General features: G+C 66.8%; 27 protein-coding genes and 1 pseudogene. 6 read left to right on the top strand and 22 right to left on the bottom strand.

Going from position 1 to position 24,301, the window contains the following annotated elements:
• Nucleotides 1-175: 175 nt before the first annotated feature.
• The 3 genes from truB to ABDV69_RS01540 are packed head-to-tail and all read right to left on the bottom strand — an operon-like array spanning nt 176 to nt 2,714.
• Nucleotides 176-1,069: a tRNA pseudouridine(55) synthase TruB gene (truB, locus tag ABDV69_RS01550; RefSeq protein WP_343571572.1), complete on the bottom strand. Its 894-nt coding sequence runs from the start codon at nt 1,067-1,069 to the stop codon at nt 176-178.
• Nucleotides 1,066-1,740, bottom strand: a complete 675-nt coding sequence (locus ABDV69_RS01545; protein WP_343571571.1) for a 4'-phosphopantetheinyl transferase — start codon at nt 1,738-1,740, stop codon at nt 1,066-1,068. The genes truB and ABDV69_RS01545 overlap by 4 nt, the downstream gene beginning before the upstream one ends.
• A gap of 5 nt (nt 1,741-1,745) precedes the next feature.
• Complete coding sequence (locus tag ABDV69_RS01540; RefSeq protein ID WP_343571570.1) at nt 1,746-2,714, bottom strand: metallophosphoesterase; 969 nt, start codon at nt 2,712-2,714, stop codon at nt 1,746-1,748.
• A 131-nt stretch (nt 2,715-2,845) separates the two neighbouring features.
• Between ABDV69_RS01540 and ABDV69_RS01535 the strand changes: the two genes are divergently transcribed.
• Together ABDV69_RS01535 and ABDV69_RS01530 are read left to right on the top strand one after the other, a co-directional pair.
• A complete protein-coding gene (locus tag ABDV69_RS01535; RefSeq protein ID WP_343571569.1) occupies nt 2,846-3,427 on the top strand; it encodes a DUF3558 domain-containing protein in 582 nt (193 codons plus the stop codon).
• 35 nt (nt 3,428-3,462) lie between these two features.
• A complete protein-coding gene (locus ABDV69_RS01530; protein ID WP_343571568.1) occupies nt 3,463-5,109 on the top strand; it encodes a CocE/NonD family hydrolase in 1,647 nt (548 codons plus the stop codon).
• Nucleotides 5,110-5,141: 32 nt separating this feature from the next.
• Here ABDV69_RS01530 and ABDV69_RS01525 read toward each other — a convergent pair whose 3' ends face one another.
• The 3 genes from ABDV69_RS01525 to ABDV69_RS01515 all read right to left on the bottom strand — a co-directional run bounded on the left by ABDV69_RS01525 (nt 5,142) and on the right by ABDV69_RS01515 (nt 6,453).
• Nucleotides 5,142-5,720 carry a DUF1802 family protein gene (locus ABDV69_RS01525; protein WP_343571567.1) on the bottom strand — a complete coding sequence of 193 codons (579 nt, stop codon included), beginning with the start codon at nt 5,718-5,720 and terminating at the stop codon, nt 5,142-5,144.
• Nucleotides 5,721-5,742: 22 nt separating this feature from the next.
• Nucleotides 5,743-6,135, bottom strand: coding sequence for a PIN domain-containing protein (locus ABDV69_RS01520; protein WP_343571566.1), 393 nt, complete (start codon nt 6,133-6,135; stop codon nt 5,743-5,745).
• A 102-nt stretch (nt 6,136-6,237) separates the two neighbouring features.
• Nucleotides 6,238-6,453 carry a type II toxin-antitoxin system prevent-host-death family antitoxin gene (locus ABDV69_RS01515; protein WP_343571594.1) on the bottom strand — a complete coding sequence of 72 codons (216 nt, stop codon included), beginning with the start codon at nt 6,451-6,453 and terminating at the stop codon, nt 6,238-6,240.
• A 60-nt stretch (nt 6,454-6,513) separates the two neighbouring features.
• Between ABDV69_RS01515 and ABDV69_RS01510 the strand changes: the two genes are divergently transcribed.
• Both ABDV69_RS01510 and ABDV69_RS01505 read left to right on the top strand, forming a co-directional pair.
• On the top strand, nt 6,514-7,263 hold the full coding sequence (locus tag ABDV69_RS01510) for an enoyl-CoA hydratase (protein ID WP_343571565.1): 750 nt from the start codon (nt 6,514-6,516) through the stop codon (nt 7,261-7,263).
• Nucleotides 7,264-7,326: 63 nt separating this feature from the next.
• Entirely contained in the window at nt 7,327-7,467 is a 141-nt protein-coding gene (locus ABDV69_RS01505; RefSeq protein ID WP_343571564.1) for a hypothetical protein, read from the top strand.
• Between the two features lie 99 nt (nt 7,468-7,566).
• On the opposite strand, the gene ABDV69_RS01500 is transcribed toward ABDV69_RS01505, so the two are convergent.
• The 12 genes from ABDV69_RS01500 to rimP form a co-directional block, all read right to left on the bottom strand.
• Entirely contained in the window at nt 7,567-8,250 is a 684-nt protein-coding gene (locus tag ABDV69_RS01500; protein ID WP_343571563.1) for a hypothetical protein, read from the bottom strand.
• A gap of 153 nt (nt 8,251-8,403) precedes the next feature.
• Nucleotides 8,404-9,111 (bottom strand): hypothetical protein, encoded by a 708-nt coding sequence (locus tag ABDV69_RS01495; protein ID WP_343571562.1) that lies wholly within the window; start codon nt 9,109-9,111, stop codon nt 8,404-8,406.
• A 4-nt stretch (nt 9,112-9,115) separates the two neighbouring features.
• Entirely contained in the window at nt 9,116-10,711 is a 1,596-nt protein-coding gene (locus tag ABDV69_RS01490) for a hypothetical protein (RefSeq protein WP_343571561.1), read from the bottom strand.
• Between the two features lie 7 nt (nt 10,712-10,718).
• Nucleotides 10,719-11,045: a DUF2563 family protein gene (locus ABDV69_RS01485; protein ID WP_343571560.1), complete on the bottom strand. Its 327-nt coding sequence runs from the start codon at nt 11,043-11,045 to the stop codon at nt 10,719-10,721.
• Between the two features lie 78 nt (nt 11,046-11,123).
• Complete coding sequence (locus ABDV69_RS01480) at nt 11,124-11,279, bottom strand: hypothetical protein (RefSeq protein WP_343571559.1); 156 nt, start codon at nt 11,277-11,279, stop codon at nt 11,124-11,126.
• A 22-nt stretch (nt 11,280-11,301) separates the two neighbouring features.
• Nucleotides 11,302-11,853 (bottom strand): sugar O-acetyltransferase, encoded by a 552-nt coding sequence (locus ABDV69_RS01475; RefSeq protein WP_343571558.1) that lies wholly within the window; start codon nt 11,851-11,853, stop codon nt 11,302-11,304.
• 54 nt (nt 11,854-11,907) lie between these two features.
• Nucleotides 11,908-12,924: a bifunctional oligoribonuclease/PAP phosphatase NrnA gene (locus ABDV69_RS01470; protein ID WP_343571557.1), complete on the bottom strand. Its 1,017-nt coding sequence runs from the start codon at nt 12,922-12,924 to the stop codon at nt 11,908-11,910.
• Nucleotides 12,881-13,435, bottom strand: coding sequence for a 30S ribosome-binding factor RbfA (gene rbfA, locus ABDV69_RS01465; RefSeq protein ID WP_343571556.1), 555 nt, complete (start codon nt 13,433-13,435; stop codon nt 12,881-12,883). The genes ABDV69_RS01470 and rbfA overlap by 44 nt, the downstream gene beginning before the upstream one ends.
• 31 nt (nt 13,436-13,466) lie before the next feature.
• Entirely contained in the window at nt 13,467-16,130 is a 2,664-nt protein-coding gene (gene infB / locus ABDV69_RS01460) for a translation initiation factor IF-2 (protein ID WP_343571555.1), read from the bottom strand.
• Between the two features lie 67 nt (nt 16,131-16,197).
• Nucleotides 16,198-16,578 (bottom strand): YlxR family protein, encoded by a 381-nt coding sequence (locus ABDV69_RS01455; protein ID WP_343571593.1) that lies wholly within the window; start codon nt 16,576-16,578, stop codon nt 16,198-16,200.
• A gap of 58 nt (nt 16,579-16,636) precedes the next feature.
• The gene (gene nusA, locus ABDV69_RS01450) at nt 16,637-17,671 is read right to left on the bottom strand and encodes a transcription termination factor NusA (RefSeq protein ID WP_343571554.1); all 1,035 of its coding nucleotides are present in this window, start codon (nt 17,669-17,671) and stop codon (nt 16,637-16,639) included.
• Nucleotides 17,672-17,729: 58 nt separating this feature from the next.
• Nucleotides 17,730-18,263, bottom strand: coding sequence for a ribosome maturation factor RimP (gene rimP / locus ABDV69_RS01445; RefSeq protein ID WP_343571553.1), 534 nt, complete (start codon nt 18,261-18,263; stop codon nt 17,730-17,732).
• Between the two features lie 171 nt (nt 18,264-18,434).
• On the opposite strand from rimP, the gene ABDV69_RS01440 reads away from it, so the two are divergent.
• Together ABDV69_RS01440 and ABDV69_RS01435 are read left to right on the top strand one after the other, a co-directional pair.
• Nucleotides 18,435-18,956 carry a hypothetical protein gene (locus tag ABDV69_RS01440; RefSeq protein WP_343571552.1) on the top strand — a complete coding sequence of 174 codons (522 nt, stop codon included), beginning with the start codon at nt 18,435-18,437 and terminating at the stop codon, nt 18,954-18,956.
• A complete protein-coding gene (locus ABDV69_RS01435; RefSeq protein ID WP_343571551.1) occupies nt 18,953-19,411 on the top strand; it encodes a ferritin-like domain-containing protein in 459 nt (152 codons plus the stop codon). Before ABDV69_RS01440 ends, ABDV69_RS01435 begins: the two co-directional genes overlap by 4 nt.
• On the opposite strand, the gene ABDV69_RS01430 is transcribed toward ABDV69_RS01435, so the two are convergent.
• From ABDV69_RS01430 to ABDV69_RS01415, 4 genes and pseudogenes are all read right to left on the bottom strand, one after another.
• The gene (locus ABDV69_RS01430) at nt 19,412-21,160 is read right to left on the bottom strand and encodes a proline--tRNA ligase (protein ID WP_343571550.1); all 1,749 of its coding nucleotides are present in this window, start codon (nt 21,158-21,160) and stop codon (nt 19,412-19,414) included.
• Nucleotides 21,161-21,269: 109 nt separating this feature from the next.
• Nucleotides 21,270-22,859 (bottom strand): MFS transporter, encoded by a 1,590-nt coding sequence (locus ABDV69_RS01425; protein WP_343571549.1) that lies wholly within the window; start codon nt 22,857-22,859, stop codon nt 21,270-21,272.
• 33 nt (nt 22,860-22,892) lie between these two features.
• Nucleotides 22,893-24,104, bottom strand: coding sequence for a uroporphyrinogen-III C-methyltransferase (gene cobA, locus ABDV69_RS01420; protein WP_343571548.1), 1,212 nt, complete (start codon nt 24,102-24,104; stop codon nt 22,893-22,895).
• Nucleotides 24,101-24,295, bottom strand: a pseudogene (locus tag ABDV69_RS01415) (GNAT family N-acetyltransferase); the annotation flags it as partial. The pseudogene ABDV69_RS01415 and the gene cobA, both read right to left, overlap by 4 nt.
• Nucleotides 24,296-24,301: the final 6 nt, after the last annotated feature.

The raw sequence follows: 24,301 nt of genomic DNA, 5'->3' as shown, positions 1-24,301 counted from the left end.
AGAACAACCACCCACCCCAGCCAACCAATCCCCAGGTCAAACCGGGGATTCACCTATTTCAACAGCCGTAACTTCGGGTTAGACGACGCGGCGGCGGCGGTGATGCTGAGCGAGGTCGGCCCCGCCGAGCAGGCGTTGGACGGCATCACCGCGCCGCATCGGTCGTGCTGACGAATTACAGTGTCGCCGGCCGGATGACGACCACCGACTTCGTCTTCGAACCCTCGTCACGCAGCAGCGCCATGACATGGCCGTCGGCGGTGTGTGCGGCGTAGACGCCGTCGATCCCGGCCGGGTTCAGCGCGCGCCCGTTGCCGACCGAGTCGGCCTCCTCGTCGGTGAGTTGCCGGTGCGCAAACAACCGCAGGCATGCTTCGTCGAGAGTCAGGCTCAGCGCGGGCTGTTCGGCGATCTCGTCGAGCGAGCGGGCTTGGTCTATCCCGAACCGGCCGACTCTGGTGCGGCGCAACGCGCTCAGGTGACCTCCTACCCCGAGCGTCGCGCCGACATCGCGGGCCAGGGCGCGAATGTAGGTCCCTGACGAGCAGTCCACCACGACATCGACGTCGACGACTTCGTGGTGGCGACGCACTGCCAGCATCTCGAACCGGTCGATACGCACCGGCCGCGCGGCCAACTCGACGGCGCGGCCCTCGCGGGCCAACCGGTAGGCGCGTTGCCCGTCGACCTTGATCGCGCTGACCGCCGAGGGAACCTGCGCGATATCACCGCGCAACGCGGCGATCGCCGCTGCGATCGCCGCGTCGGTCACACCGTGGGCCGAAACCTCTTGGGTGATATCGCCTTCCGCGTCCTCGGTGGACGTGGACTGGCCGAGTCGGATGGTGGCCGCGTACGACTTCGAGGTTTCGGTGACCAGGCCCAGGATCTTGGTGGCCCGCTCGATCCCGATCACCAGAACACCGGTGGCCATCGGGTCCAGCGTCCCGGCGTGCCCCACCCGGCGGGTGCCGAAGATCCGCCGGCAACGCCCCACCACGTCGTGACTGGTCATACCGGCCGGTTTGTCGACGATGACAAGGCCCGGGTTCGCTGGCCTGACCGTCATAGGGTGATCGCCGTGAGCACCAACTCGCGGTCCACCGACCACCGCCCGGCCAGCGTGCTCAACGGCGGACCCGAAAGTGTCTCCCCGTCGATGAGGATCGTCGATTCGAACCCACCGGCCGAGCCGGAGTCGTCGACGGTGAAGGTGATGTGCGCGTCTTCGAAGCCGAGCCAACGCTTGGTCAGCGGAAACCATGCCTTGTAGGTTGCCTCTTTGGCACAGAACAGGATTCGGTCCCAATGCACGTCTGAAGGCAAGGCCGCCAGCTCGGCACGTTCGGCTGGCAGGCTGATCGCGTCGAGCACACCGTCCGGCAGGACGTCATGCGGTTCGGCGTCCACCCCCACCGAGCGGACCGCACCGTCGCGACCGACCACCGCGCCGCGATAACCCGCGCAGTGCGTGAGGCTGCCCACCACACCGTCGGGCCAGCAGGGCTCACCCTTCTCCCCCTTGAGAATCGGCGTCGGCGGAAATCCAATCTTGCCCAACGCAATGCGGGCGCAGTACCGGACGGTGATGAACTCGTTGCGCCGCTTGGCCACCGACCGTTCGATCAGCGGCTCTTCTTCGGCCATCGGCGTCAAACCCGGCGGGTCGGAATACAACTCGGCGCAGGCCAGGTCGGCGACGTCGGGCAGCACCGCGAACATCAAGGTGGTCAGGGTCATCGCAGCTACCGCCCACGCAGCCGGTCGCGGAACTGCTGAGCCTGTGCCCGCATCTCCGGGGTGATGACGAAGTGGCCGCCGAAGTCGTTGAGATAGCCGGGCGCGTACTGCGGATCGGGCAGGATCTGGCGCAACCAGCTGTACGGCTTGCGCCGGCGCCACTCGCGCGGATAGCCCACCGACACCTCTTCGAAGCGGACGTGGTCGTACCAGGTGGTCCGCGGAATGTGCAGGTGTCCATAGACCGAGCACACCGCGTTGTAGCGGGTGTGCCAGTCCGCGGTCTCGGTCGTCCCGCACCACAGCGAGAACTCCGGTAGGAACAGCGCGTCGCACGGCTGGCGGACCATCGGGAAATGGTTGACCAGCACCGTCGGGTTCATCCAGTCCAGGTCGTCGAGGCGCTTGCGAGTCGCCGCGACACGCTCATGGCACCACGCCTCGCGAGTCGGGTAGGGCTCCGGCGAGAGCAGGAACTCGTCGGTGCACACGACGTTGCGCTCCCGCGCGATCGCCAGCCCCTCGGCTTTGGTCGTCGCGCCCTTCGGCAGGAACGAATAGTCGTAGAGCAGGAACAGCGGCACGATGGTCGCCGGACCACCCCGCTCGGTCCACACCGGGAACGGATGCTCCGGACTCACCACCCCCAGCTCGTCGCACACGTTGACCAGGTAGTCGTAGCGATCCCGCCCGAACACCTGCATCGGATCCCTGTTGGTGCTCCACAGCTCGTGGTTGCCGGGCACCCAGATCACCTTGGCGAACCGGCGGCGCAGCAGGTCCAGCGCCCAACGGATCTCGTCGGTGCGTTCGGCAACGTCGCCGCACACGATCAGCCAGTCGTCCGGCGTCGACGGATACAACGACTCGGTGACCGGCTTGTTGCCCACGTGGCCGGTGTGCAAATCCGATACCGCCCACAGCGTCGGCTGCCGTGCGGTAGGGGGCCGCTGCCCGTGTTCGTGCCAAGCCACGACTGACAAGCCTAGCCAGTCCGCGGACCAGAGCCGCCGCAGCGGACTAGAACAGGTTCTCGTTTACTCTGTGGCGGCACGGGTGTGACTTGTAAGCTCCCGGCAGACGACGAATGACCCGAGGGGGCGAGATGGTCGGCAGGCTGCGCCTCCTTGCGGCGTTCGGAGCCCTGTTCACGGCGGTGATCGTGACATGGCAGAGCGCCCCACCGGCCGCCGTCGGTGGATCCAGGGTGGAGCTGCGGTCTACCGCCGCGCCGATGGACCCGCCCACCACGATGAAAAGCCCGATCGTGGCGACCACCGACCCGAGCCCGTTCGATCCGTGTCGGGACATCCCGTTCGACGCGGTCCAGCGGCTGGGCCTGGCCTTCACCCCGCCGATACCCGAGGAGGGCCTGCGCTGCCACTTCGACGCCGGGAACTACCAGTTGGCGGTCGAACCGATCGTCTGGCGGAAATATGACCAGTCACTGCCCGCCGACGCCGTCGAGACCACGATCAACGGCCACCGTGCCGCGCAGTGGTGGAACCTCAAGCCCACTTATCACAACAGCTACTTCTACTTCTCCTGCATGGTGGCCTTCAAAACCAGCTACGGGCTGATCCAGCAGTCGCTGTTCTACTCCACGATCTACTCCAGCCCGGAAGTCGACTGCCCAGCGACGAACCTGCAGCGCGCCAACCAGCTTTCGCCGTACTACAAGTTCTAGGCCCGCTATCGCCGTCACCGCCATAACCTGATGCGGTGACGACCACCTACCGGCCCGCCGCGTCGACGCTGCGCACACTGCCCCGACGACTCGTCAACCGCGCCCTCACCAAGGCATTGCGACTGCCAACGCCGACCACCAGCTACACCGTCAGCGAGGTCAGGATCCCGATGCGCGACGGTGTCGAGTTGGTCGCCGATGTCTACCAGCCCACCGGAGATGTCGTCGGCACCCTGTTGGCCCGCGGCCCCTACGGCCGGGCATTTCCCTTCTCGACCGTGTTCGCCGACCTGCATGCCGCCCGCGGCTACCGGGTGGTGTTGCAAAGCGTGCGCGGCACCTTCGGGTCCGGCGGTGACTTCTCGCCGATGGTCAACGAGGCGGCCGACGGCGCCGACACCGTCGAGTGGATGCGTCGGCAACCATGGTTCACCGGTCGCTTCGCCACCATCGGGATCTCGTATCTGGGCTTCACCCAATTCGCGCTGCTGCAGGATCCACCGCCGGAACTCGTCACGAGCGTGATCGTCGCGGGTCCGCACGACATGAGCCTGTCGGCGTGGGGTACCGGCTCGTTCACGGTCAACGACTTCCTCGGCTGGAGCAACCTGGTGGCGCACCAGGAAGATCCGGGCCGGATCCGCGCCGGCATCCGCCAACTGCGGGCGCAGAAAAGCGTGGTGCGTGCCGCCGGTGAGGCTCCGCTGGGCGCAGCCGGCCGGGTCCTGCTCGGCGACGGGGCACCGTGGTGGGAGTCCTGGCTGACTCCTCCGTCCGACGACAACCCGTTCTGGGGGCCGCTGCGAGTCGACTCCGCCCTCGATCGAATTCAGGTGCCGTTGCTGCTGCTCAGCGGATGGCAAGACCTGTTCCTGCCCCAGACGCTGCACCAATTCCGGCATCTCCGCGGGCGCGGAGTCGACGTCGCGCTGACCATGGGTCCGTGGACGCACACCGGATTACTCATCGCCGGGCTGTCCACCATCGCCAGGGAAACCCAGGAATGGCTGGACACCCACCTCGCCGGTCGCCCCGCAGCACCACGGTCCGGCCGATTCCGGTTCTGGGTCTCCCACGAGGGCTGGCGCGAGCTATCCGACTGGCCGCCGAATACGACCGAGCGCGCGCTGTACCTACAGCCGGGCGGCGGCCTGGCCGACACGGCTCCCCCGGCCGGATCCTCGGCGAGCTTCCGCTACGACCCTGCCGACCCGACTCCCACCGTCGGGGGCCGACTGCTCTCCCCTGACGGCGGCTACTGCGACGACACCGCGCTGGCGTATCGCCGCGACGTGCTCAGCTTCACCAGTGACGCGCTGACCGACGACCTTGTCGTGCACGGCAATCCGGTCGCCGAATTGGCGCACAGCGCCGACAACCCGTATGTGGACGTGTTCGTCCGGATCAGCGAAGTCGACGCCAAGGGTCGCTCCCGCAACGTCAGCGACGCCTACCGGCGATTCACCGAGGCCCACGAGCACCTCCGCCTCGAGCTGGACGCGGTCTCTCATCGGTTCCGGGCCGGGACCCGCATCCGGGTGCTGATCGCCGGCGGCTGTCATCCGCGCTTCGATCGCAATCTCGGCAACGGCGAGCCGTCGTCGACGGGCAGCCAACTCACACCGTCCACCCACCAGGTGCACTTCGGCACGTCCCGAATCGCGTTACCGGTCGGCTCCTGAGGGACGCCTCCGACCAATGACGAATGACAGCGCTATTCGACCGCTGCACGGACGCGCGCAGCCACGTCACGCAGGGTGGCTTCGTCGTACACCGGCGTGCCCAGCGACGGGCCGGTCAGGGGTAACGACACCCAGCTCGTGCATCCGGCATAGTCGGCCCGCCGGGGCAGTTCGACCGGATCGATCAGCGGGATGGCTTGCACGACCAATACGGACAGCCGATGCTTCGGGCGAAAGTCCAACCGGTCACGACGCACCGATTCTGCCGTCCAGATGTGCAGGTCCTCGATCGCGTCGATGTTGTCCGGCCGGTTGACCGGCAGGGCCGCAACGACTTTCGCCGCCGCTCGCACGACGAGCCGGTCGGCGCTGCGGTCGGGTGCCGCGGTGTCGATCAGGTCGCGGAATTCGGGTCGCACCCGCTCGGCGTGGCTGTGCGCCAGCGTCGGGAACAACAGAAACTCCCGGGCAGCTGTGAGGTAGAACCGCTTCTCGCCGATGCCGCCCTTACGCAGCAACACCTGTTGGCGGCCCTCCAGCAGCGCGTGCACCGCCGCACTCCACTCCTTGAGCGCCGGCGTCGTCGCGGTCTCGGTCACCTCGCGGCACATGCCCGCAACGATAGGCGCGCCCTCACCAGACCGTCACCGGCCGCGGATGCCGATGGGCCCGCAACCTCTGGTCTTTGGTCACCAGACGCCAGCCGTGTTCGACGGCGGTGGCGTAGATCAATCGATCGGCCGGATCCCCTGGAAACCCGGATGGCAGCGACGCCGCCGCGGCAGCTATCGCTGGAGTAAGGCCGATCGTGCGCACGTGCTCGGCCAACTGCTGCAGCCACGACCGCAGCGGAATCGTGATCTGGATGCGTTCGTGTCCGGCGAGCCAGGCCAGTTCGTACCAGCTGATCGCGGCGACGGCGAGTTCGTCAGCCTGCTCGATAACCCGGCCGGCCGACTGGCTGATCCGTTGAGGCTCCGCCGACCACCAGTGCATCACGTGCGAGTCGAGCACCACGGTGGTCATGTGCGCCGCTCCTCCTCATCGCTGCGCTCTGAATCGTCGCCGGCGCGCGTCATGTGCGCCGCTCCTCCTCATCGCTGCGCTCTGAATCGTCGCCGGCGCGCGTCATGAGGCGGCCCACGCCTCACCGGTGCCGAACAGCTGATCTTCATCGGCGGCCGTCATCGCCATCCCCGCCAACCGCCCTTTGAGGGCGTGCGGCCCAGTCGCTGCCACCAGCCGAGCCACCGTCCGACCGTGCTTGGTGATCTCGACTTCTTCGCCGTCGGCGACGTCGTCGAGCAGAGCGAGGATCTTCGCCTTCACCTCCGTTGCGGTCATTTTTATGGTCACCGAGCCATCTTACTGGTCCGCAGTGATCGACCAACTACGGTGATCCCCATGACTGACGAGATTTTGCTGATCCACACCGACGAGCGGGTGCGAACCCTGACCCTGAACCGGCCGCAATCGCGTAACGCGCTGTCGGCCGCGCTGCGCGACCGGTTCTTCGCCGCCCTGGCCGACGCGGAAGCCGACGACGACGTCGACGTGATCATCCTCACCGGCACCGACCCGGTGTTCTGCGCCGGGCTGGACCTCAAGGAGCTGGGCGGGCAGACCGCGTTGCCGGACATCTCGCCGCGCTGGCCATCGCTGAGCAAGCCCGTGATCGGCGCCATCAACGGCGCCGCGGTGACCGGCGGGCTGGAGCTGACCCTGTACTGCGACATCCTGATCGCTTCTGAGCACGCACGATTCGCCGACACCCACGCCAGGGTGGGCCTGCTGCCCACCTGGGGGCTCAGCGTGCGACTCCCCCAGAAGGTCGGCGTCGGACTCGCCCGTCGGATGAGCATGACCGGCGATTACCTGTCCGCGCAGGACGCGCTGCGCGCCGGCCTGGTCACCGACGTGGTGCCGCACGAGGAGTTGCTGCCCGCGGCGCGCACAGTCGCGGCGAGCATCGTCGGCAACAACCAGCCCGCAGTGCGCGCGCTGCTGTCGTCGTATCACCGCATCGACGATTCGCAGACCGCCGAGGGCCTGTGGCTGGAAGCGACCGCGGCGCGGGCGTTTCGGACCTCAGGCGACGACATCGCCGCCAACCGCGAGGCGGTGCTGCAGCGCGGTCGCGCGCAGGTGCGCTGATCTTCTGTGCTGCCGCGGCGGCGTTTTCGCAGCTCAGACCAGCCGGATCTGGAAGGTGAACTCATGGCCGGCGATGCTTTGTCGTATTTCCCGACGCCGTCGGCGGCGCCGTCGCCGGGCTGGGCGTCCAGATTGCCCAACGACTCGGGCACACACCCCGCTCCCGACATCGCGGTCTGCGCGGCATGTAAGTCTTTAACATAATCCCCACGCACCGAGTCGACTTGCGCCAGAGCCGATTTGACGACGCCAACGGCATGTGTTGTCTCGCCCATCAGTTAACACCTCCACGGTGTACCACACTTAGGGATACCTTTTCTGGTGGTGCGGATGCGCCCGGTACTCCATAGACTGCTTGCGACGCACCGGCCACCGTTTGCCGGCGGTATATGCGGCAAAATAGAAGATGGCGAACAGGCCAGCCGTCATGACGGCGACAATTCCGAATTGGAGCCGCTGTCCGCGCGCTACAGGGTAATCCCAGCTCGCGTCGAAGTAACCAAGGCCATTGGCTACGATTAGCAGACCGAGCGCCGATAGTAACGCAATCGACGGATTATGTTTATCTCCAGTATAGGCGAGGAGGTTGACCACGCACATGGCCGTGGCAGGTAGCAGCAACCACCAATATTTCTTGGCGCTGGTCAGTCCGCCGTAGGAATCTGGAGCCGGGTCGTAGTCGGGGTCTGCCGTGGCCGACACGGGCTCAACGGCAGGAGTTGGGTCGGGCAGGCTGTCCCGGACGTGTAATGCGTAGACCTTCCCGCCAATCTTGATAAACGGCGAATAGATGTACGCAGATGCCGTCATGAAAGCAAGCCCGAAAAGGGACATGCCGACGCCCAGCTTCCAATCTGGGACAGCAGCCAAGAAGACGCAAATAGCCGCCGCGCCGACGGCCGCCCAGTAGGGTCGCCTCCATTTGCGGTCCTGCCGGAGCCATAGCGGCGGCAAAACTGCCACCGCTAAAAAAACCAGAGTGGCCACGAAGAAGAATAAGGTATGCGGTTGATCGAGCGATGGCTGAGAAGCTGACGCAGTTGCATTCAGAGCGCTAATCTCCTCACAAGCCACTCGTAATCACAAACCCCAAGGGAGAAAACCTCGTTTTTTATTCCGTTTCGCCCGTAAAGCGAGAGGTCAGGACCGATACCTTTTTCGGAGGCGAGGATGCGCCTGGTATTCCATCGATTGTTTGCGCCGCAGCGGCCAACGCTTGCCTGCTGCATATGCGGGCAGATATAGCAGCGGAAATACCCCTATTGTGATGATCGCGATAATCGCGAATTGCAAGCGCTGTCCGCGGGCGATCGGATAGCCCCAAATCACGTCACCGTAACCCAAGCTAACGGCTCCCGCGATGACAAAGGCAGCAGCCGTCGGTGCCAGCCACCAAGGCTTGTCTTTATCTGTGACGATGACGCAGAACACGCACAGTCCCATGGCGAAAACTCCTTGCCACCATGTCTTCTTGGCGGTAGCCATTCCGCCGTACGAGTCGGGTGCCGGGTCATAACCAGGGTCGTCGCTTCCCGGCAGTGGAGTCCCATCCAGGGAGGGATCGGGCTGACTGTCCGCCACATAGAATGCGTAAATCTTGCCGCGAATCTTGATATATGGGGTGTAAGAGTACGCGGTGAATACCATCAAAAAGCAAGCAAGACCTGACAGAATTGTTCCCGACTTCCAATCCGGCGGATACAGAAGTAGAAAAGCGGATATCGAGGTGAGGAAAGCGCCACCCCAATACGCGCGCCGCCCCGCGCGGCGATTCTTTGATGATGCCAGGAGCGTAAGGAGCATGCCAATGGCGCCTGTCACCATGAAGAATGTATTTACGTGACGCACGCCACTACTCCTTAAGCCATTGGTGTACCTTGTCGGCGCCCCATTCGCCGCCGAATGCACCAACTGTGCCGCCGATGAGGCCGAGCATGAAAGCCCCCAGTGGCCCGCCGACGATCTCACCACCCGCAGCTCCTAACCCACCGAGTTCCGTTGCGCCGGCCCAGCCGCCGGCAGCTTTCGCGGCAACTTCGCCTGGGTCGGCACCGTGTGTCAATTCGTACGTAGCTGTCCCGAGCTCGAGCAGGCTGCCGAAGCGGCCTATACGCTTGCCGAGCTTTTCGAATGCTTCGACGTCGTCGGTGTTGAGTGCTGCTGCTTCGGGTGTCCAGTGGCTGCCATGGTCTGTGACCAAGCCGGCGTATTTGTCGAACGCTTTTTCTCCGCTCTCGAAGACCTTGCCGGCACCGCCAGCGGCCTCGATGTATTCCTCGGGGATTTTGCCGTGGGCAAGGCCTTCGACGACCGCTGCAGCGCCTTGCGGTGACATGCCGGCCTGCTGCAACTGACCGGGCAGGCGAGCAAGCACGCTGGCCCGGTCTGCGCCTTCCGTCTGATCGATGACTTGCGTCGCCTCGTCGGTCGACATCGGTTGCGGGTGCCAGGGGACTTGGCCGTTTTCCAGGTCGTGTTGCAGTTTGAGCCTGGCTTGGGCCCGGATCCTGGCGTCACCGCCAAGTACAGGGTCGCTGGGCACCGGACCGGTCGCGTTCGCGACGTTGTAGTCATCGAGGCGTTCCCCGGCCAGCCGGTGGGCTTGGGCAGCTTCGTGCGGGTCATAGCCTGGTCCGAAGCGGCTGGTTGGGTCGGTGATGGCCGCGTAGTCTTTGAGCCGCTGGGCGGCGGCGGCCTCATCGTCTGTCATATTGCCGGGAGAGCCGGCGTTGTTGGCTAAATAGTGGGTGCGCCCGGCGGCGTGGGCTTTATCCACCATGGCCTGATCTCGTGCCCGCTGACCGGACGTGTCGTATTTCGCTGCTGCGTCGGTGGCGGCATCGCCGGGCGCGGCGTCCAGATCGGCCAGCGACTCAGGCACAAACCCGGCCCCCGACATCGCGGTCTGCGCGGCATGCAAATCGGCGGCATAGCCCGCGCGCACCGAGTTGACTTGAGCCAAAGCCGATGTGACGACGCCGACGGCGTGCTCGTGCAGCCCGCCGGTATCCTGATTATTAGTCTTGGCCGCCGCCATCTGGTCGTCGATCTCATCCAGCGCGCCATCAGCTTCGCCCAGGGCGTAGTCGCTGTGGCGCTGCGCAGTGACCAGCGAGGCGGCCACCTGCTCCAAGCTGGCCGCGATCTGCGGCAACGCATCTGTGTGCCCGGCCAGCGCAACAGTGGCCTGACGCACTTCGGCAGATTCGTTGATCGGATGCTCGCTGCCATTGCGCCGATAACCCGCCTCGAACTTCTGCTTGGCCTTGTCAAAATCGTCGTCGGCCTCTTTGACGCGGTGGCCGGCCTGGTGAAACGCATCGGCGAGCTTGTTGATCGCCTGGGCGTCACCGGCCTGCAACTCGTCATCGAGTTTCCACGGATTCCCGCCGGCCGCCCCGCACAACTCACCGACATCAAGGTTGGCCAAAAACGGTGGCGCCCCCACGAATGGCCTACAAAATCTCGTCGCCAGCTGAGGTAATGGCCTCACCCGCCGACTCGTCGGTGCCGCTCAACACCTGCGCAGCTGTGACCGCTTTGCCCGAAACCCCGCTCAACGTCGTGTGGTGGCCACGCAACCGATCCTGATGCAGCTGATGGACACCACTCACCACACCGTGAAACTGATGCGCCTCGGCAAAATCACCGAAAATTCCCGACGCCACATCCGCACCGGCCAGCGCCTCCGCAGCATCCCGAGCCGACTCCGCGGCGTAGCGGCAGCACTCACCACCGGCCATCAAATGGTCGACATCGACCTCGAATGCTTGTGCTACCACGCAATGCATAGTAACGCCGCACGCCCCCAAAGAATGACACCAAATTGACAGCAGTACCGAAAGTTCTCACCTACCAGGTCAAAAGTGTTCGCTGGTGTGCTTCGGCGGTGCCCGGCCGGGTTTGTGCACGGTCAACACGGCTCGTTGCTTGGGAGCGCCCAACGGCACAAAAGTGCTGCCGGCCCGCAGCTGCAACGGCCCCAACACACCGAACTGCAGACCTTTGTTGCACATCGCGGCCCAGCCTGGCCGCATTTCAATCGGCAAGCTCTCGGATGATCCGGCACGGATTGCCGGCCGCCAGCACGCGTGCCGGAACGTCGCTGACGACGACACTTCCGGCCCCGATCACCGAGTTGTCGCCGATGGTCACTCCCGGACACACGATGACACCGGCCGCCAGCCAGGCGTTGTCACCAATGACGATGGGAGCGGCGGACTCCCATCCTGCGCGTCGGGCCTCGTGGTCATCGACGGGGTGAAGCGCCGTGACAAGCTGCACGCGTGGACCGATCTGCACGTGGTCGCCGATGGTGATCGACGCGCAGTCCAGGAAGATCGCATCGCAATTGACGAAACATCCAGCGCCGATCGCGATCTGCGTGCCGTAGTCGCACAGAAATCGCGGCAAAATCTCCGAACCCTCGCCAAGCGATCCGAGCAACCGCCGCAATACCTGTGGGCCGTGCTCATCGCCGGCGTTGAACACCTCGAGTGCGCGCTGACACGACTGTCGGCTGGCGACCAGTTCGGGATCGCCGGCGCGGTACACGTGGCCGCTCAGCATCCGCTCGCGCTCGGTCATCATTTACCGGTCACTGCCCGATCTGGCGGCCATCCGGTTGCGACCGGACCCGTTCGCTCACTCCAGGGCGGCGCTCAGCGCGGCCACCACCTCGTCGATCGAGCCCGTGGTCGAGTAGCCGGCGGCCAGCTTGTGTCCGCCGCCCCCGAAGCTCGATGCCACGGCCGACAGGTCGATGTCGGCCTTCGCTCGCATCGACACCGACCAGTGTTGCGGCTCAACCTCTTTGAACACCGCGGCCACCTCCGCCTGCTGCGTGGTGCGGACGATGTCGACGATGCTTTCCACTTCCTCCGATCGCGCGCTGACCCACTCTTGATTGGTGACGACGGCGTACACGAAGCCACGGCCACCGGCGGATTCGGGCAGCAGCTGCGCCGAGCCCAGCACCCGGGACAACATCGACAGCCAGGCGAAGGGATGGGTGTCCATCAGCGACCGGGTGATTCCCGCGTTGTCGATACCCAGCTCGACCAGCCGCGCCGCCAGCCGGTACGCGTCCGCGCTGGCCCACCGGAACGAGCCGGTATCGGTGGTCAGTCCCGCATAGAGGCAATAGGCCACATCGGTGTCGATGCGCTTGTCCCAGGCGTCGAGCAACTCGGCGACCATCATCGTGGTGGAGTCCGCGGAGGGCTCAACGAAATTGGCAGTACCGAACAGCTGGTTCGACGCATGATGGTCGATCACCAGCACGTCGCGCCCCTCGCCGGCCATGTCGCGCAGCGCACCGAGCCGGTCAGTGCTCGGAATATCAACGGTCACAACAAGATCGACATCTCGGCGCATCGAGCTGGGATCCACTAGCAGCTGCCCGCCGGGCAGCGACCGCAACGACTCAGGGAGCGCGGCCGGCGCTGCGAAACTGACCTCGACGGACTTACCGCACCGATCCAGCACCAGGCCCAGCGCGAAACCGGCGCCGATCGTGTCGGCGTCGGGATGGACGTGACAGACGACTCCGACCGTGGCCGCGGCATCCAGCACCTTCGCGGCGCCGATGGCGTCGACGCGTTGTGCCGCTGTGGATTCAGTCTTCGCGTTGATCGTCGTCACCGGCGTCTTCCCCGTCATCGGTTGGTGCCCCTGGGTCTTCGTGCCCGGCTCCTCCTCGGGCCGCGTGGCGGCCCGCATCGCCACCGAGCGCGTCGTCGTCGTCGGTCGTGCGGTACGGATCGGCGTCGCCGGCCGGTGTCGCTCCTTGCCGGACCAAAGCCACGTCCGCGTCGGCGGCGCGTGCCCGCGCCAACAACTCCTCCATCCGCTGCGCGGCGTCGGCCACCGTGTCGCGGCTGAAGGTCAGGGTGGGCGTGAAGCGCACACCGGTGCCGGCCCCAACCTTGCTGCGCAGCAAACCTTTTGCACGTTCTAGCGCGGCGGCGGCCCCGGCGTAGTCGGGTTCGTCGTCGAGGGTGGAGCCCAGCACCGTGTAGTACAGCGTCGCGTCGTGCAGGTCGCCGGTCAACTTGGCGTCGACGATGGTGACTCCGACCAAACCGGGGTCCTTGATCTCGTACTCGATTGCCGAGGCGACGATCTCAGAGATTCGCTTGGCCAGCCGGCGCGCCCGCGCCGGGTCAGCCATGCCGAAGGTTCAGCTTGTCGGAGTTCATAGTCTAAACGCGCTCCTTCTCCACCAACTCGTAGGTCTCGATGACGTCGCCCTCTTTGAGGTCGGAGTAGGTCAGCGTCAGACCACATTCGTAGCCGTCGCGGACCTCGGTGACATCGTCCTTTTCCCGTCGCAGCGAGGACACCGTGAGGTTCTCGGCCACCACGATGTTGTCCCGCAGCAACCGGGCCTTGGCGTTGCGGCGCACCACGCCGGACTGCACCAGGCAACCGGCGATGATTCCGACCTTCGACGACCGGAACAACGCGCGGATCTCGGCACGGCCCAGCTGGCTCTCCTCGTAGACCGGCTTGAGCATGCCCTTCAGCGCGCTCTGGATCTCATCGATGGCCTGGTAGATCACCGAGTAGTAGCGGATGTCCACGCCCTCGCGGTTGGCCAGCTCGGTGGCCTTGCCCTCCGCGCGGACGTTGAACCCGATGATGATCGCGTCCGACGCCGAGGCCAGGTTGACGTTGGTCTCGGTCACCCCACCGACACCGCGGTCGATGACGCGCAGTTCCACCTCGTCGTCGATCTCGATGCCCAGCAGCGCTTCCTCGAGCGCCTCCACGGTTCCGGAGTTGTCGCCCTTCAGGATCAGGTTCAGCTGACTGGTTTCCTTCAGCGCCGCGTCCAGATCGTCCAGGCTGATCCGCTTGCGCGAGCGGGCCGCCAGCGCGTTGCGCTTGCGGGCGCTGCGTCGGTCGGCGATCTGCCGGGCGATCCGGTCCTCATCGACGACGAGCAGGTTGTCGCCGGCGCCGGGCACCGAGGTGAAGCCGATGACCTGGACCGGCCGCGACGGCAGCGCCTCGTGCACGTCTTCGCCGTGCTCGTCGACCATCCGGCGGACGCGGCCGTAGGCGTCGCCGGCGACAATCGAGTCACCGACCCGCAGCGTGCCGCGCTGGATCAGCACGGTGGCCACCGGGCCGCGACCACGGTCCAGGTGCGCTTCGATGGCCACACCCTGGGCCTCCATGTCGGGGTTGGCCCGCAGGTCCAGGGCGGCGTCGGCGGTCAGCAGCACCGCCTCTTCGAGCGCCTCGATGTTGGTGCCCTCCTTCGCGGAGATGTCGACGAACATCGTGTCGCCACCGAAGTCTTCGGCGACCAGGCCATATTCGGTGAGCTGGGCGCGGATCTTGGCCGGGTCGGCGCCCTCCTTGTCGATCTTGTTGACCGCCACCACGATCGGCACGTCGGCGGCCTGCGCGTGGTTGATGGCCTCCACGGTCTGCGGCATCACACCGTCGTCGGCGGCGACCACCAGGATCGCGATGTCGGTGGCCTTGGCGCCGCGGGCACGCATGGCGGTGAACGCCTCGTGACCCGGGGTGTCGATGAAGGTGATCGGCCGCTCGGCGCCGTCGTGTTCGACGCTCACCTGGTAGGCGCCGATGTGCTGGGTGATGCCGCCGGCCTCGGCCTCGCGGACGTTGGCCTTGCGGATGGTGTCCAGCAGCCGGGTCTTGCCGTGGTCGACGTGACCCATCACGGTCACCACCGGCGGGCGGGTCTGCAGATCCTCCTCGGTGCCCTCGTCTTCTCCGTAGGACAGGTCGAAGGATTCCAGCAGCTCGCGGTCCTCGTCCTCCGGGCTGACGACCTGCACGTTGAAGTTCATCTCGCTGCCCAGCAGCTCGAGGGTCTCGTCGCCGACCGACTGGGTGGCGGTCACCATCTCACCAAGGTTGAACAGCGCCTGCACCAGCGCCGACGGGTTGGCGTTGATCTTCTCGGCGAAATCGCTCAGCGACGCCCCGCGGGCCAGCCGGATGGTCTCGCCGTTGCCGACCGGTAGCCGCACCCCGCCGACGACCGGGGCCTGCATCGAGTCGTATTCCTGGCGCTTCTGCCGCTTGGATTTGCGGCCCCGCTTGGGCGCGCCGCCGGGACGGCCGAACGCGCCGGCCGCGCCGCCGCGCTGCCCGGGACGACCGCCGCCACCGGGACGGCCGCGGAACCCGCCGCCGGGCGGGGCTCCGGCGCCGGCGCCGGGCCCGCCGCCACGGTAGGGGCCGCCGCCAGGGCCGCCGGGGCGCCCACCGGCCGGGGCGCCGGGCCGGCCGGAGCCGGGCCGCGGCATGCCGGGACGCGGCGGGCGGCCCTGTCCGCCGGGACCTGCGGCACCGCCCCCGCCGAACGGCGAGCTGCCGGGCGACACGCCGGGGCGGGGCGCGCCGGGGCGGGCGGCTCCGGGCCGCGGCGCGGGCGGACGCGGAATGGGCCGGTCCACAGGCTGCGCCGAGGAGAACGGGTTGTTGCCGACCCGCGGAGTCCGGGCCGCGGGCTTGGGGGCCGGGCGCGGACCGGGCATCGCACCTGTCGCCGGCGCCGGCCGGGGCGGGCCGGGCGGTTCGGCGGCTACCGGCGGTGCGGGCGCAGGCGGCGCGGCGGGCGCGGCAGGCGGCGCGACGGGCGCGGCAGGCGGCGGTTCGGGAGCGGGACCGGCCTTGACGGCCGCGCCGCCGTTGCCGGCAGCCTTGGCGGCGGCGGGTTTGCCGCCGCCGAACGACTCGCGCAGCCGGCGCGCGACGGGGGCCTCCACCGTCGACGACGCCGATTTGACGAATTCGCCCTGTTCGCTGAGCCGGGCGAGCACTTCCTTGCTGGTAACACCGAGTTCCTTGGCCAACTCGTGTACGCGGGCCTTGCCTGCCACTACATCTCCTGTCTATGAGGCGACAGCGGTAGTTAGGCCGCGCCTCGGGTTTAGCTATGACACATGGTCATCGGGACTTCACGGTGTGCTCATGTTCTTCGCTGCCTGTTCTGTTGGCGGGATGGTCGGCGCACCCAGAGGCTGGCAAAGACTCTATGTACTCGACCACCGCTGATGTCTCCGGTACGCCGGCGATGCGCAGCGCTCGAGCAAAAGCTCGCCGCCGGATTGCTTCTCCTGCGCACTGTGGAACGGGATGCAGCCATGCACCCCGCCCCGGAAGAGTACCTGCTAGGTCAACGGCCACGGCGTTTTCACCGTTCCCAGTCGACACAGCCACCACTCGAAGCAGTTCGACGGCCAACTCTCGCTTTCGGCAACCAACGCACGTCCGCACCGGTCCTTCGGTACGTCGGTGCGCCGAGGCTGAAGACTCGCGTTGGATCACGACATAGCTTACCTGCATCCAACCAGTGGTCAGAACCCGCTGCGCGCCTGCATTGGTGTTAGCCCTCGTGCGCAATCCCGTGATGCCCAGAGTCCTCGGTGTCGCCGTCTGGCGAGTCCCCGCGGATGTCGATCCGCCAGCCCGTGAGCCGGGCGGCCAGCCGGGCGTTCTGGCCTTCCTTTCCGATGGCCAGCGACAACTGGAAATCGGGCACCACCACCCGGGCGGCCCGGGCGTTCTGGTCGATGACGGTGACCGACACCACCTTGGCCGGCGACAACGCGTTGGCAACGAACCGCGCCGGGTCGTCGTCGAAGTCGATGATGTCGATCTTCTCGCCGGATAGCTCGCTCATCACGTTGCGCACCCGCTGACCCATCGGGCCGATGCAGGCGCCCTTGGCGTTCAGTCCCGGTACCCGTGACGCGACCGCGATCTTCGATCGGTGGCCGGCCTCGCGCGCGACCGCCATGATCTCCACCGAGCCGTCGGCAATCTCGGGCACCTCCAGCGAGAACAGCTTGCGGACCAGGTTGGGGTGCGTACGGGACAGCGTGATCACCGGCTCGCGGGCACCGCGGCTGACTCCCACGACGTAGCAGCGCAGCCGGTCGCCGTGCTCGTAGACCTCGCCGGGAACCTGCTCGGCGGCCGGGATCACGCCCTCGGAGCCTTTGGTCTCGCTGCCCATCCGCACGACGACCAGCCCCCGCGAATTGGCCCGGCCGTCGCGCTGGATCACCCCGGCGGCGATCTCGCCCTCGTGGGTGGAGAACTCGCCGTAGGTCCGCTCGTTCTCGGCGTCGCGGAGCCGCTGCAGCATCACCTGACGTGCGGTGGTCGCGGCGATCCGACCGAATCCCTCCGGGGTGTCCTCCCATTCGCTGAGCACGTTGCCGTCTTCGTCGAGTTCGCGGGCCAACACCCGGACCGAACCGGATTTGCGGTCGATGTCGATGTGGGCGTCGGGCTGATGGCCCTCGGTGTGCCGGTAGGCGCTCAGCACGGCGGCCTTGACGTCTTCGAGCAAGTCGTCGAACGAAATACCGCGTTCCACCACTATCGCGTGCAGAGCCGCCATGTCGATATTCATGCGCCGCTCCTCCTGTCCTTCCCGGATCGCACTGCCCTGTCAATCGTCGCCGGTGGGATCATGCGCCGCCCTCCGGCTCTGCGCTTCGATCGATGCCCGCCAGCTGCAGCTCTCGTTGAGGTGGCGGCGAAAAGTCGACCTGGACAACAGCTTTGGTGACATCGTCGAGCGCGATCGGGCGTACCGTCCAGTCCCGGCCGTTGCGAACCACGACATTCACCGTGCCATCAACGATTTCGCCCACCCGCCCGGTGAGCTGCGATCCGTCCGTCAGCACCAGTTCGACCTTGCGGCCCCGCGCCCGACGGAAGTGCTTTTCGCTCGTCAACGGGCGGTCCACACCGGGCGAGCTGACTTCCAGCACGTAGGCACCGCCGATGTCGCGCTCCGCATCCAGCAGGCTGGCGGCCGAACGAGAAAGCTCGGCGACGGTGTCCAAATCGAGTGCGGCGTCCCCATCGGCGATGACCGTTATCCGCGGCGGCTGCGACCGCTGGTCGATGACGACGTCTTCGATTTCGTATCCGGCGCGCGCGAACTCACCATCGAGCAGCTCGATCACCTGCGTCTGTGACGGTAGCCCGGTGGCCACGGCGAGCTCCTCGTCTTGAGTTGTCCGGTCAGCCGGCCCTGCGACACCGAAAACTCGGCGATCCCGAGGAACCGGCTTCCCACGATACGCCAGGAAGGCGCGGTAAGACGTGATCGCACCGAGGTCACCTGGTGTGACAGGCCCCCTTCGCGGCAATGGCAGGATGTGGCAATGCTTCGCGCCGAGCCTGGTCTCGACCCGCTGGTCAACCGACGACGGGTGCTGACCGGCGGCGTCGCACTAGCCGCCGCGGCAATCGCGGCGTCCGCATGCAGCTCACCGCCCGCGCCACCGGCCGTCGACGAACTCGAGGCGCAGCTGACCGCGGCACGCCAGGACAGCGAACTGGCAACCGCGGCGGCCGTGGGCGCACCGCAACAGGTCAGCGCGGCGCTGCAGCAGGTCGCTGCCGAGCGCACCCAACATGCTCAAGCGCTGGCGACCGAGATCAAACGGCTGGCTCCGACCTCGACGCCTCCCGCGACGACGGGCCCGACCACCACCACGTCGGCCGCTGCCGCTCCCCCGCCCCCACTGGCCTCGGTGGTCAACGCGCTGAAGGCGTCGGCGGACAGTGCCCGTCAGTTGGCGAGCAGCTCGTCGGGGTATCGCGCCGGGTTGCTCGGTTCGATCGCCGCGGCGTGCACCGCGTCGTACACCGTCGCGCTGGCGTTCGGAGGCACCGCGTCGTGACCTCTGCTGAGCCGTCGACCGCCGAAACCCCGGCCGACAAAGCGCTGTGCGCCGCGTTGGCCAACGAGCATGCCGTCATCTACGGGTACGGCATGGTGTCCGCACGCTGCGCGCCAGAGGTGAACACGCTGGTGTCGTCGGCGCTGAATCAGCATCGCGAGCGTCGGGACCAGGCCATCTCGCTGCTGACCGGCCGCTCGGTGGCGGCCCCGGTGGCTGCTGCCGGTTACCTGTTGCCGATGCTGGTGCACACCCCGACCGACGCCGAGAAGCTGGCAGTGCGCATGGAAGAAGACACCGAAGTCACCTGGCGCGCGTTCGTCGAGCAGGCGCGCAGCAGTGCCGACCGGACGTTCGGCGTGACAGCGCTGACCCAGAGCGCGGTGCTGTGCGCGCGCTGGAAGCAGCAACTCGGCGAATGGCCGATCACCACCGCCTTTCCCGGCGCGGACTAGTCAGACGGTGACGGCGGCAGTGATGTCGGTGGCCAGCCCGGCACCGACCACCAGCTCACGGGTTTCACCGCTGAAGCGGTTGCGCAGCTCCACTTTTCCGTCCGCCCAGCCGCGGCCCACCACGACGATCCACGGCACCCCGAGCAGTTCGGCGTCCTTGAACTTCACCCCGGGCGAGGCGGTGCGATCGTCGAGCAGCACCTCGATGCCCAGCCGATCCAGGTCGGAGGCCAGCGAGGTGGCCCCGATGCGCGCTTGGGCGTCCTTGTTCGCGATCACCAAGTGCACGTCGAACGGCGACACCTCGGCCGGCCAGCGCAGCCCCAACTCGTCGTGCTGCTGTTCGGCAATGACGGCCACCAGCCGCGATACCCCGACCCCGTAGGAGCCCATGGTCAGCCGGACCGGCTTGCCGTCCTCGCCGAGTACGTCGACGGTGAACGCGTCGGTGTATTTGCGGCCGAGTGAGAAGATGTGGCCGATCTCGATGCCGCGGGCGGAGACCAGCGGCCCGGCGCCGTCGGGCGAGGGGTCGCCGTCACGCACCTCGGCGACATCGATGGTGCCGTCGGCGGTGAAGTCGCGACCGGCCAGCAGGCCGACGACGTGCTTGCCGGGTTGGTCGGCGCCGGTGATCCAGCTGGTGCCGTCGACCACCCGCGGGTCGACCAGGTAGCGAACATTGTTGTCCAGCAACGCTTTCGGGCCGATGTATCCCTTCACCAGGAAGGGATACCTGGCGAAGTCGGCGTCGTCGAGCAAGGCGTACTCGGCGGTGTCGAGTGCGGCGCCCAGCCGCTTGTCGTCGATCTCGCGGTCGCCGGGCACGCCGATGCCCAGTAGCTCCCAATCACCGCCTGGTTGGCGCACTTTCAGCAAGACGTTTTTCAGGGTGTCGGCGGCGGTGACGGCACGACCCAGGTTGGCACCGCTGGCCCACTCGACGAGTGTCGCGATGGTCGGGGTGTCACCGGTGTCGTGCACCACGGCCTCCGGTTGTCCGTCGACGGGCAGGCTGTCCGGTCGCGCGGTGACGACGGCTTCGACGTTGGCGGCGTAGCCGGACTGCAGACAGCGGACGAAGGTGTCCTCGCCGATCGGGCTCTCGGCAAGGAATTCCTCGGACGCCGAGCCGCCCATCGCACCGGACACCGCGGACACGATGACGTAGTCGATGCCCAGCCGGCCGAAGATGCGTCGGTAGGCCTCGCGGTGGGCGTGGTAGGCGTTCTTGAGACCGGCGTCGTCGAGGTCGAAGGAGTAGGAGTCCTTCATGACGAACTCGCGGCCGCGCAGGATGCCTGCGCGGGGGCGCGCCTCGTCGCGGTACTTGGTCTGGATTTGGTAGAGCGTCAGCGGAAAGTCTTTGTAGGAGCTGTACTCCCCCTTGACCGTCAGCGCGAAGAGCTCTTCGTGGGTAGGGCCGAGCAGGTAGTCGTTGCCGCGACGGTCCTGGAGGCGGAACACCCCGTCGCCGTATTCGGTCCACCGGTTGGTGGTCTCATAGGGCGCGCGCGGGAGAAGCGCCGGGAACAGGATCTCCTGGCCGCCGATGGCGTTCATCTCTTCGCGGACGACCCGCTCGATGTTGCGCAGCACCCGCAGGCCCAACGGCAGCCAGCTGTACACGCCCGGCGCGATCGGCCGGACGTAGCCGGCGCGGATCAACAGCTTGTGGCTGGCGACTTCGGCTTCGGCGGGGTCGTCGCGCAGCGTACGCAGGAACAGCTCGGACATCCGGGTGATCACAGCGCGCAAGCCTAACGGGCGGTCGGAGTTGATCGCCAAGCAGAAGCCAAGGCTGTGATCCTCAACGGATCACGACCGTGACTGCTGTCTGGCGGGCGAGGGAACGAGCTCAGAGCTCGCCGGCGTCGATGGCGTCCTTGACTTCTTGCGCGTGCGCCACCTGCTCGGCGGTGTAACCGATGAACAGCGACACCACGCCGACGATGACGGTCACGCCCGCCACCCACAACAACCCGTAGGTGTAGCCGTGGTCAAGCGCATCCAATTGCGCGGCGTTCATGTTCTTCACCGGGCCGTTGCTACCGCCGAGGTACAGCGTGCGCGACGTGATGACAGCCTGGATGACGGCGAGAACGACGGGGCCACCGAGGTTTTGCAGCATCAGCGCAATTGCCGAGGTCGGGCCGATCTGATCGAAGCCGACGCCCGCGATCGCCGACAGCGCCACTGGGACGACCACCATGCCAATACCCACACCGGCAATGACGACCGGCACGATCAGGTTCGGGAAGTACGGCATGGCGCCATTGAAGGTGGATCCGTACACCATTGCGCCGACCACCAGCGCGCCACCGGCGATCACCAAGACCCGCGGCTGGAAGCGGGACACCAGCTGCGACGAGCCAGCCAGCCCGATGCCCATCGCAATCGCGAACGGGATGAAGCCGACACCGGCGCGCAGCGCGGAATACCCCATGATGTCCTGCACATAGAGCGCGACCAGCACCGTGACGGTGAACAACAGCCCACCGGCCATGAAGATCGCGACGAAGGTGGCCAGCCGATTGCGGTCGAAGAACAGCTCGAACGGCACCACCGGGTTTTCGGCGGTGCGCTCGACCCATGCGAACGCGATGAACGCCACGAGCGCCAGTCCGGCCGAACCGAGTGTGGTGAACGAGATCCAGCCCGCCTCGGGTCCGGTCGAGAACGCAAATACCGCAGCCGTGCAGGCCAGCGTGGCCAGCACGGCGCCGGCCGCGTCGAGCTTCATCCGCTCGCGGTGGGTCTCCCGCAGCGCGGTGCGGGCCAGGTAGATCATCACCAGCCCGATCGGCACGTTCACCAGAAACGCCAGCCGCCAGGACACCTCGGTGAGGGCGCCACCCGCGACGAGGCCCATCACGGACCCCACACCGGTCATGGCCCCGAAGACCGCAGTGGCGGCGTTACGGGCCGGCCCTCTGGCGAACGTGGTGGCCACCAACGCGAAGCCGGTCGGCGAGGCGATCGCGGCGCCCACCCCCTGCAGCAACCGGGCGATCACCAAGGTGACGTCGTCCCAGGCGATCCCGCACAGAGCCGAGGCAATGGTGAACAACGAGACACCGACGATGAAGGTCCGCTTGCGGCCGATGGTGTCGCCGAGGCGGCCACCCAGCAGCATCAAGCCACCGAAGGTCAGCACGTAGGCGGTGATCACCCAGCTACGGCCGGCATCGGACAGGCTCAGCTCGTTCTGGATTTTGGGGAGGGCGACGATCGCGATGGTGCCGTCCATGGTCGCCATCAACTGCATGCCGGCGATGGCGATGACCGCGGTGAAGAATCGGCGCGTCGGCATCCACGGAGTCGACGTCTTCGTCGACGTGGACTCGGCGGTCTTTTCTGGGTGCACTGGGGGCATGTGAACTGCTCGCTTCGAGGGTTCAGTTGTCCATCGTTGGACAGCCCGCTCTGCATCGTTGAGAGCCGTCATAAGAACTTACCCTACAGTAATCTTAGGGATCCTTTAAATGCCGAAGGCCGCCACAGCGCCGATAACGACGATCGCGGGAGGTCGAATGCCCTCCGAACGAATCTTTTCCGGCGCGTCCGCCAGCGTGGCCCGCAACGTGTGCTCCGCGGCCGTCGTACCCTGCTGAACCACCACCACCGGCGTATCCGCAGGTCGGCCCCCTTTTAGCAGGACTTCGGCGAAGAGTTCGATGCGTTCGACCGCCATCAGCAAAACGATGGTTCCGGTCATGGCCGCTAACGCATCCCAATTCACTAACGATTCGGGGTGGTCCGGCGCCAAATGCCCGCTGACCACCACGAACTCGTGGTTGATCGCCCGATGAGTGACGGGTACGCCCGCGGATGCGGGCACCGCTATGGCGCTTGTCACACCCGGCACAACGGTCACCGGTATCCCAGCGTCGACACACGCCAGCACTTCCTCGTAGCCGCGGGCGAAGACGAACGGGTCGCCGCCCTTGAGGCGCACCACGAAATGGCCGGCCCGGGCCCGCTCGATCATGACGGCGTTGATGGCGTCCTGGGCCATCGCCCGCCCGTACGGGATCTTGGCAGCGTCGATCACCTCGACGTTGGGCGCCAACTCGGCGAGCAGTTCCGGCGGGGCCAGTCGGTCGGCGACGACGACGTCGGCCTGCGCCAGCAGCCGCCGGCCCCGCACGGTGATCAACTCGGGGTCGCCGGGCCCGCCGCCGACCAGCGCCACACCGCCGCGGATCACGTCGTCGCTCTGGAAGCTTGCCGGTGATATCACGCCCTGCTGCAGCGCCTCGCGAATAGCGGAGCGGACGCCCGCCGAGCGACGGTGCTCGCCGCCGGCCAGCACGCCCACCGACAGCCCGGCGTATTCGAACGACGCGGGGGTCACCGCGCTGCCCTCGATCGCGATGTCGGCCCGGACGCAGAAGATGCGGTGGCGATCGGCTTCGGCGACGATCGCGGCGTTCACCGCAGGGTCGTCGGTGGCCGCGATCGCGTACCACGCGCCGGTCAGGTCGCCGTCGCGATAGTCGCGCAGCGACAACGTGATTCCGTCCATGGCTTCGACCGATTGGGTGGCGGCGCGGCTGATCACGTGGACGTCCGCTCCGCTGGCAACCAGAAGCGGGAGACGACGCTGCGCGACGCTGCCGCCGCCGACCATGACGACCTTCTTGCCGGCCAGCCGCAGGCCGACCAGATACGGGCTCTCCGGTGTCGTCATGCGTGCGCTGCACTGCTCAGCATCGGCACGTGCGGGACGCCGTCGTCGAGGAAGTCATCGCCGTCTCGGACGAATCCGTGCTGGGCATACATGTCCGTTAGATATACCCCAGCGTTGATCCGGCACGGGTAGTCGCCGACTTCGGCCAGCGCGGCGCGCAGCAGCCGGGTGGTGTGGCCCTCGCCGCGCGCGGCGCA

Origin of the sequence: Mycobacterium sp. (assembly GCF_039583785.1) — a bacterium.
Taxonomy (GTDB): domain Bacteria; phylum Actinomycetota; class Actinomycetes; order Mycobacteriales; family Mycobacteriaceae; genus Mycobacterium.
This window is presented reverse-complemented; position numbering and strand designations above follow the sequence as displayed.

Excerpts from the sequence above, each read along its gene's own strand:
- truB (WP_343571572.1), bottom strand. The coding sequence starts at position 1,069 with ATGACGGTCAGGCCAGCGAACCCGGGCCTTGTCATCGTCGACAAACCG.
- ABDV69_RS01545 (WP_343571571.1), bottom strand. The coding sequence starts at position 1,740 with ATGACCCTGACCACCTTGATGTTCGCGGTGCTGCCCGACGTCGCCGAC.
- ABDV69_RS01535 (WP_343571569.1), top strand. The coding sequence starts at position 2,846 with ATGGTCGGCAGGCTGCGCCTCCTTGCGGCGTTCGGAGCCCTGTTCACG.
- ABDV69_RS01525 (WP_343571567.1), bottom strand. The coding sequence starts at position 5,720 with ATGTGCCGCGAGGTGACCGAGACCGCGACGACGCCGGCGCTCAAGGAG.
- ABDV69_RS01520 (WP_343571566.1), bottom strand. The coding sequence starts at position 6,135 with ATGACCACCGTGGTGCTCGACTCGCACGTGATGCACTGGTGGTCGGCG.
- ABDV69_RS01515 (WP_343571594.1), bottom strand. The coding sequence starts at position 6,453 with ATGACCGCAACGGAGGTGAAGGCGAAGATCCTCGCTCTGCTCGACGAC.
- ABDV69_RS01510 (WP_343571565.1), top strand. The coding sequence starts at position 6,514 with ATGACTGACGAGATTTTGCTGATCCACACCGACGAGCGGGTGCGAACC.
- ABDV69_RS01505 (WP_343571564.1), top strand. The coding sequence starts at position 7,327 with ATGGCCGGCGATGCTTTGTCGTATTTCCCGACGCCGTCGGCGGCGCCG.
- ABDV69_RS01480 (WP_343571559.1), bottom strand. The coding sequence starts at position 11,279 with ATGTGCAACAAAGGTCTGCAGTTCGGTGTGTTGGGGCCGTTGCAGCTG.
- ABDV69_RS01475 (WP_343571558.1), bottom strand. The coding sequence starts at position 11,853 with ATGATGACCGAGCGCGAGCGGATGCTGAGCGGCCACGTGTACCGCGCC.
- ABDV69_RS01470 (WP_343571557.1), bottom strand. The coding sequence starts at position 12,924 with ATGACGGGGAAGACGCCGGTGACGACGATCAACGCGAAGACTGAATCC.
- rbfA (WP_343571556.1), bottom strand. The coding sequence starts at position 13,435 with ATGGCTGACCCGGCGCGGGCGCGCCGGCTGGCCAAGCGAATCTCTGAG.
- nusA (WP_343571554.1), bottom strand. The coding sequence starts at position 17,671 with ATGAATATCGACATGGCGGCTCTGCACGCGATAGTGGTGGAACGCGGT.
- ABDV69_RS01440 (WP_343571552.1), top strand. The coding sequence starts at position 18,435 with ATGCTTCGCGCCGAGCCTGGTCTCGACCCGCTGGTCAACCGACGACGG.
- ABDV69_RS01425 (WP_343571549.1), bottom strand. The coding sequence starts at position 22,859 with ATGACGGCTCTCAACGATGCAGAGCGGGCTGTCCAACGATGGACAACT.
- cobA (WP_343571548.1), bottom strand. The coding sequence starts at position 24,104 with ATGACGACACCGGAGAGCCCGTATCTGGTCGGCCTGCGGCTGGCCGGC.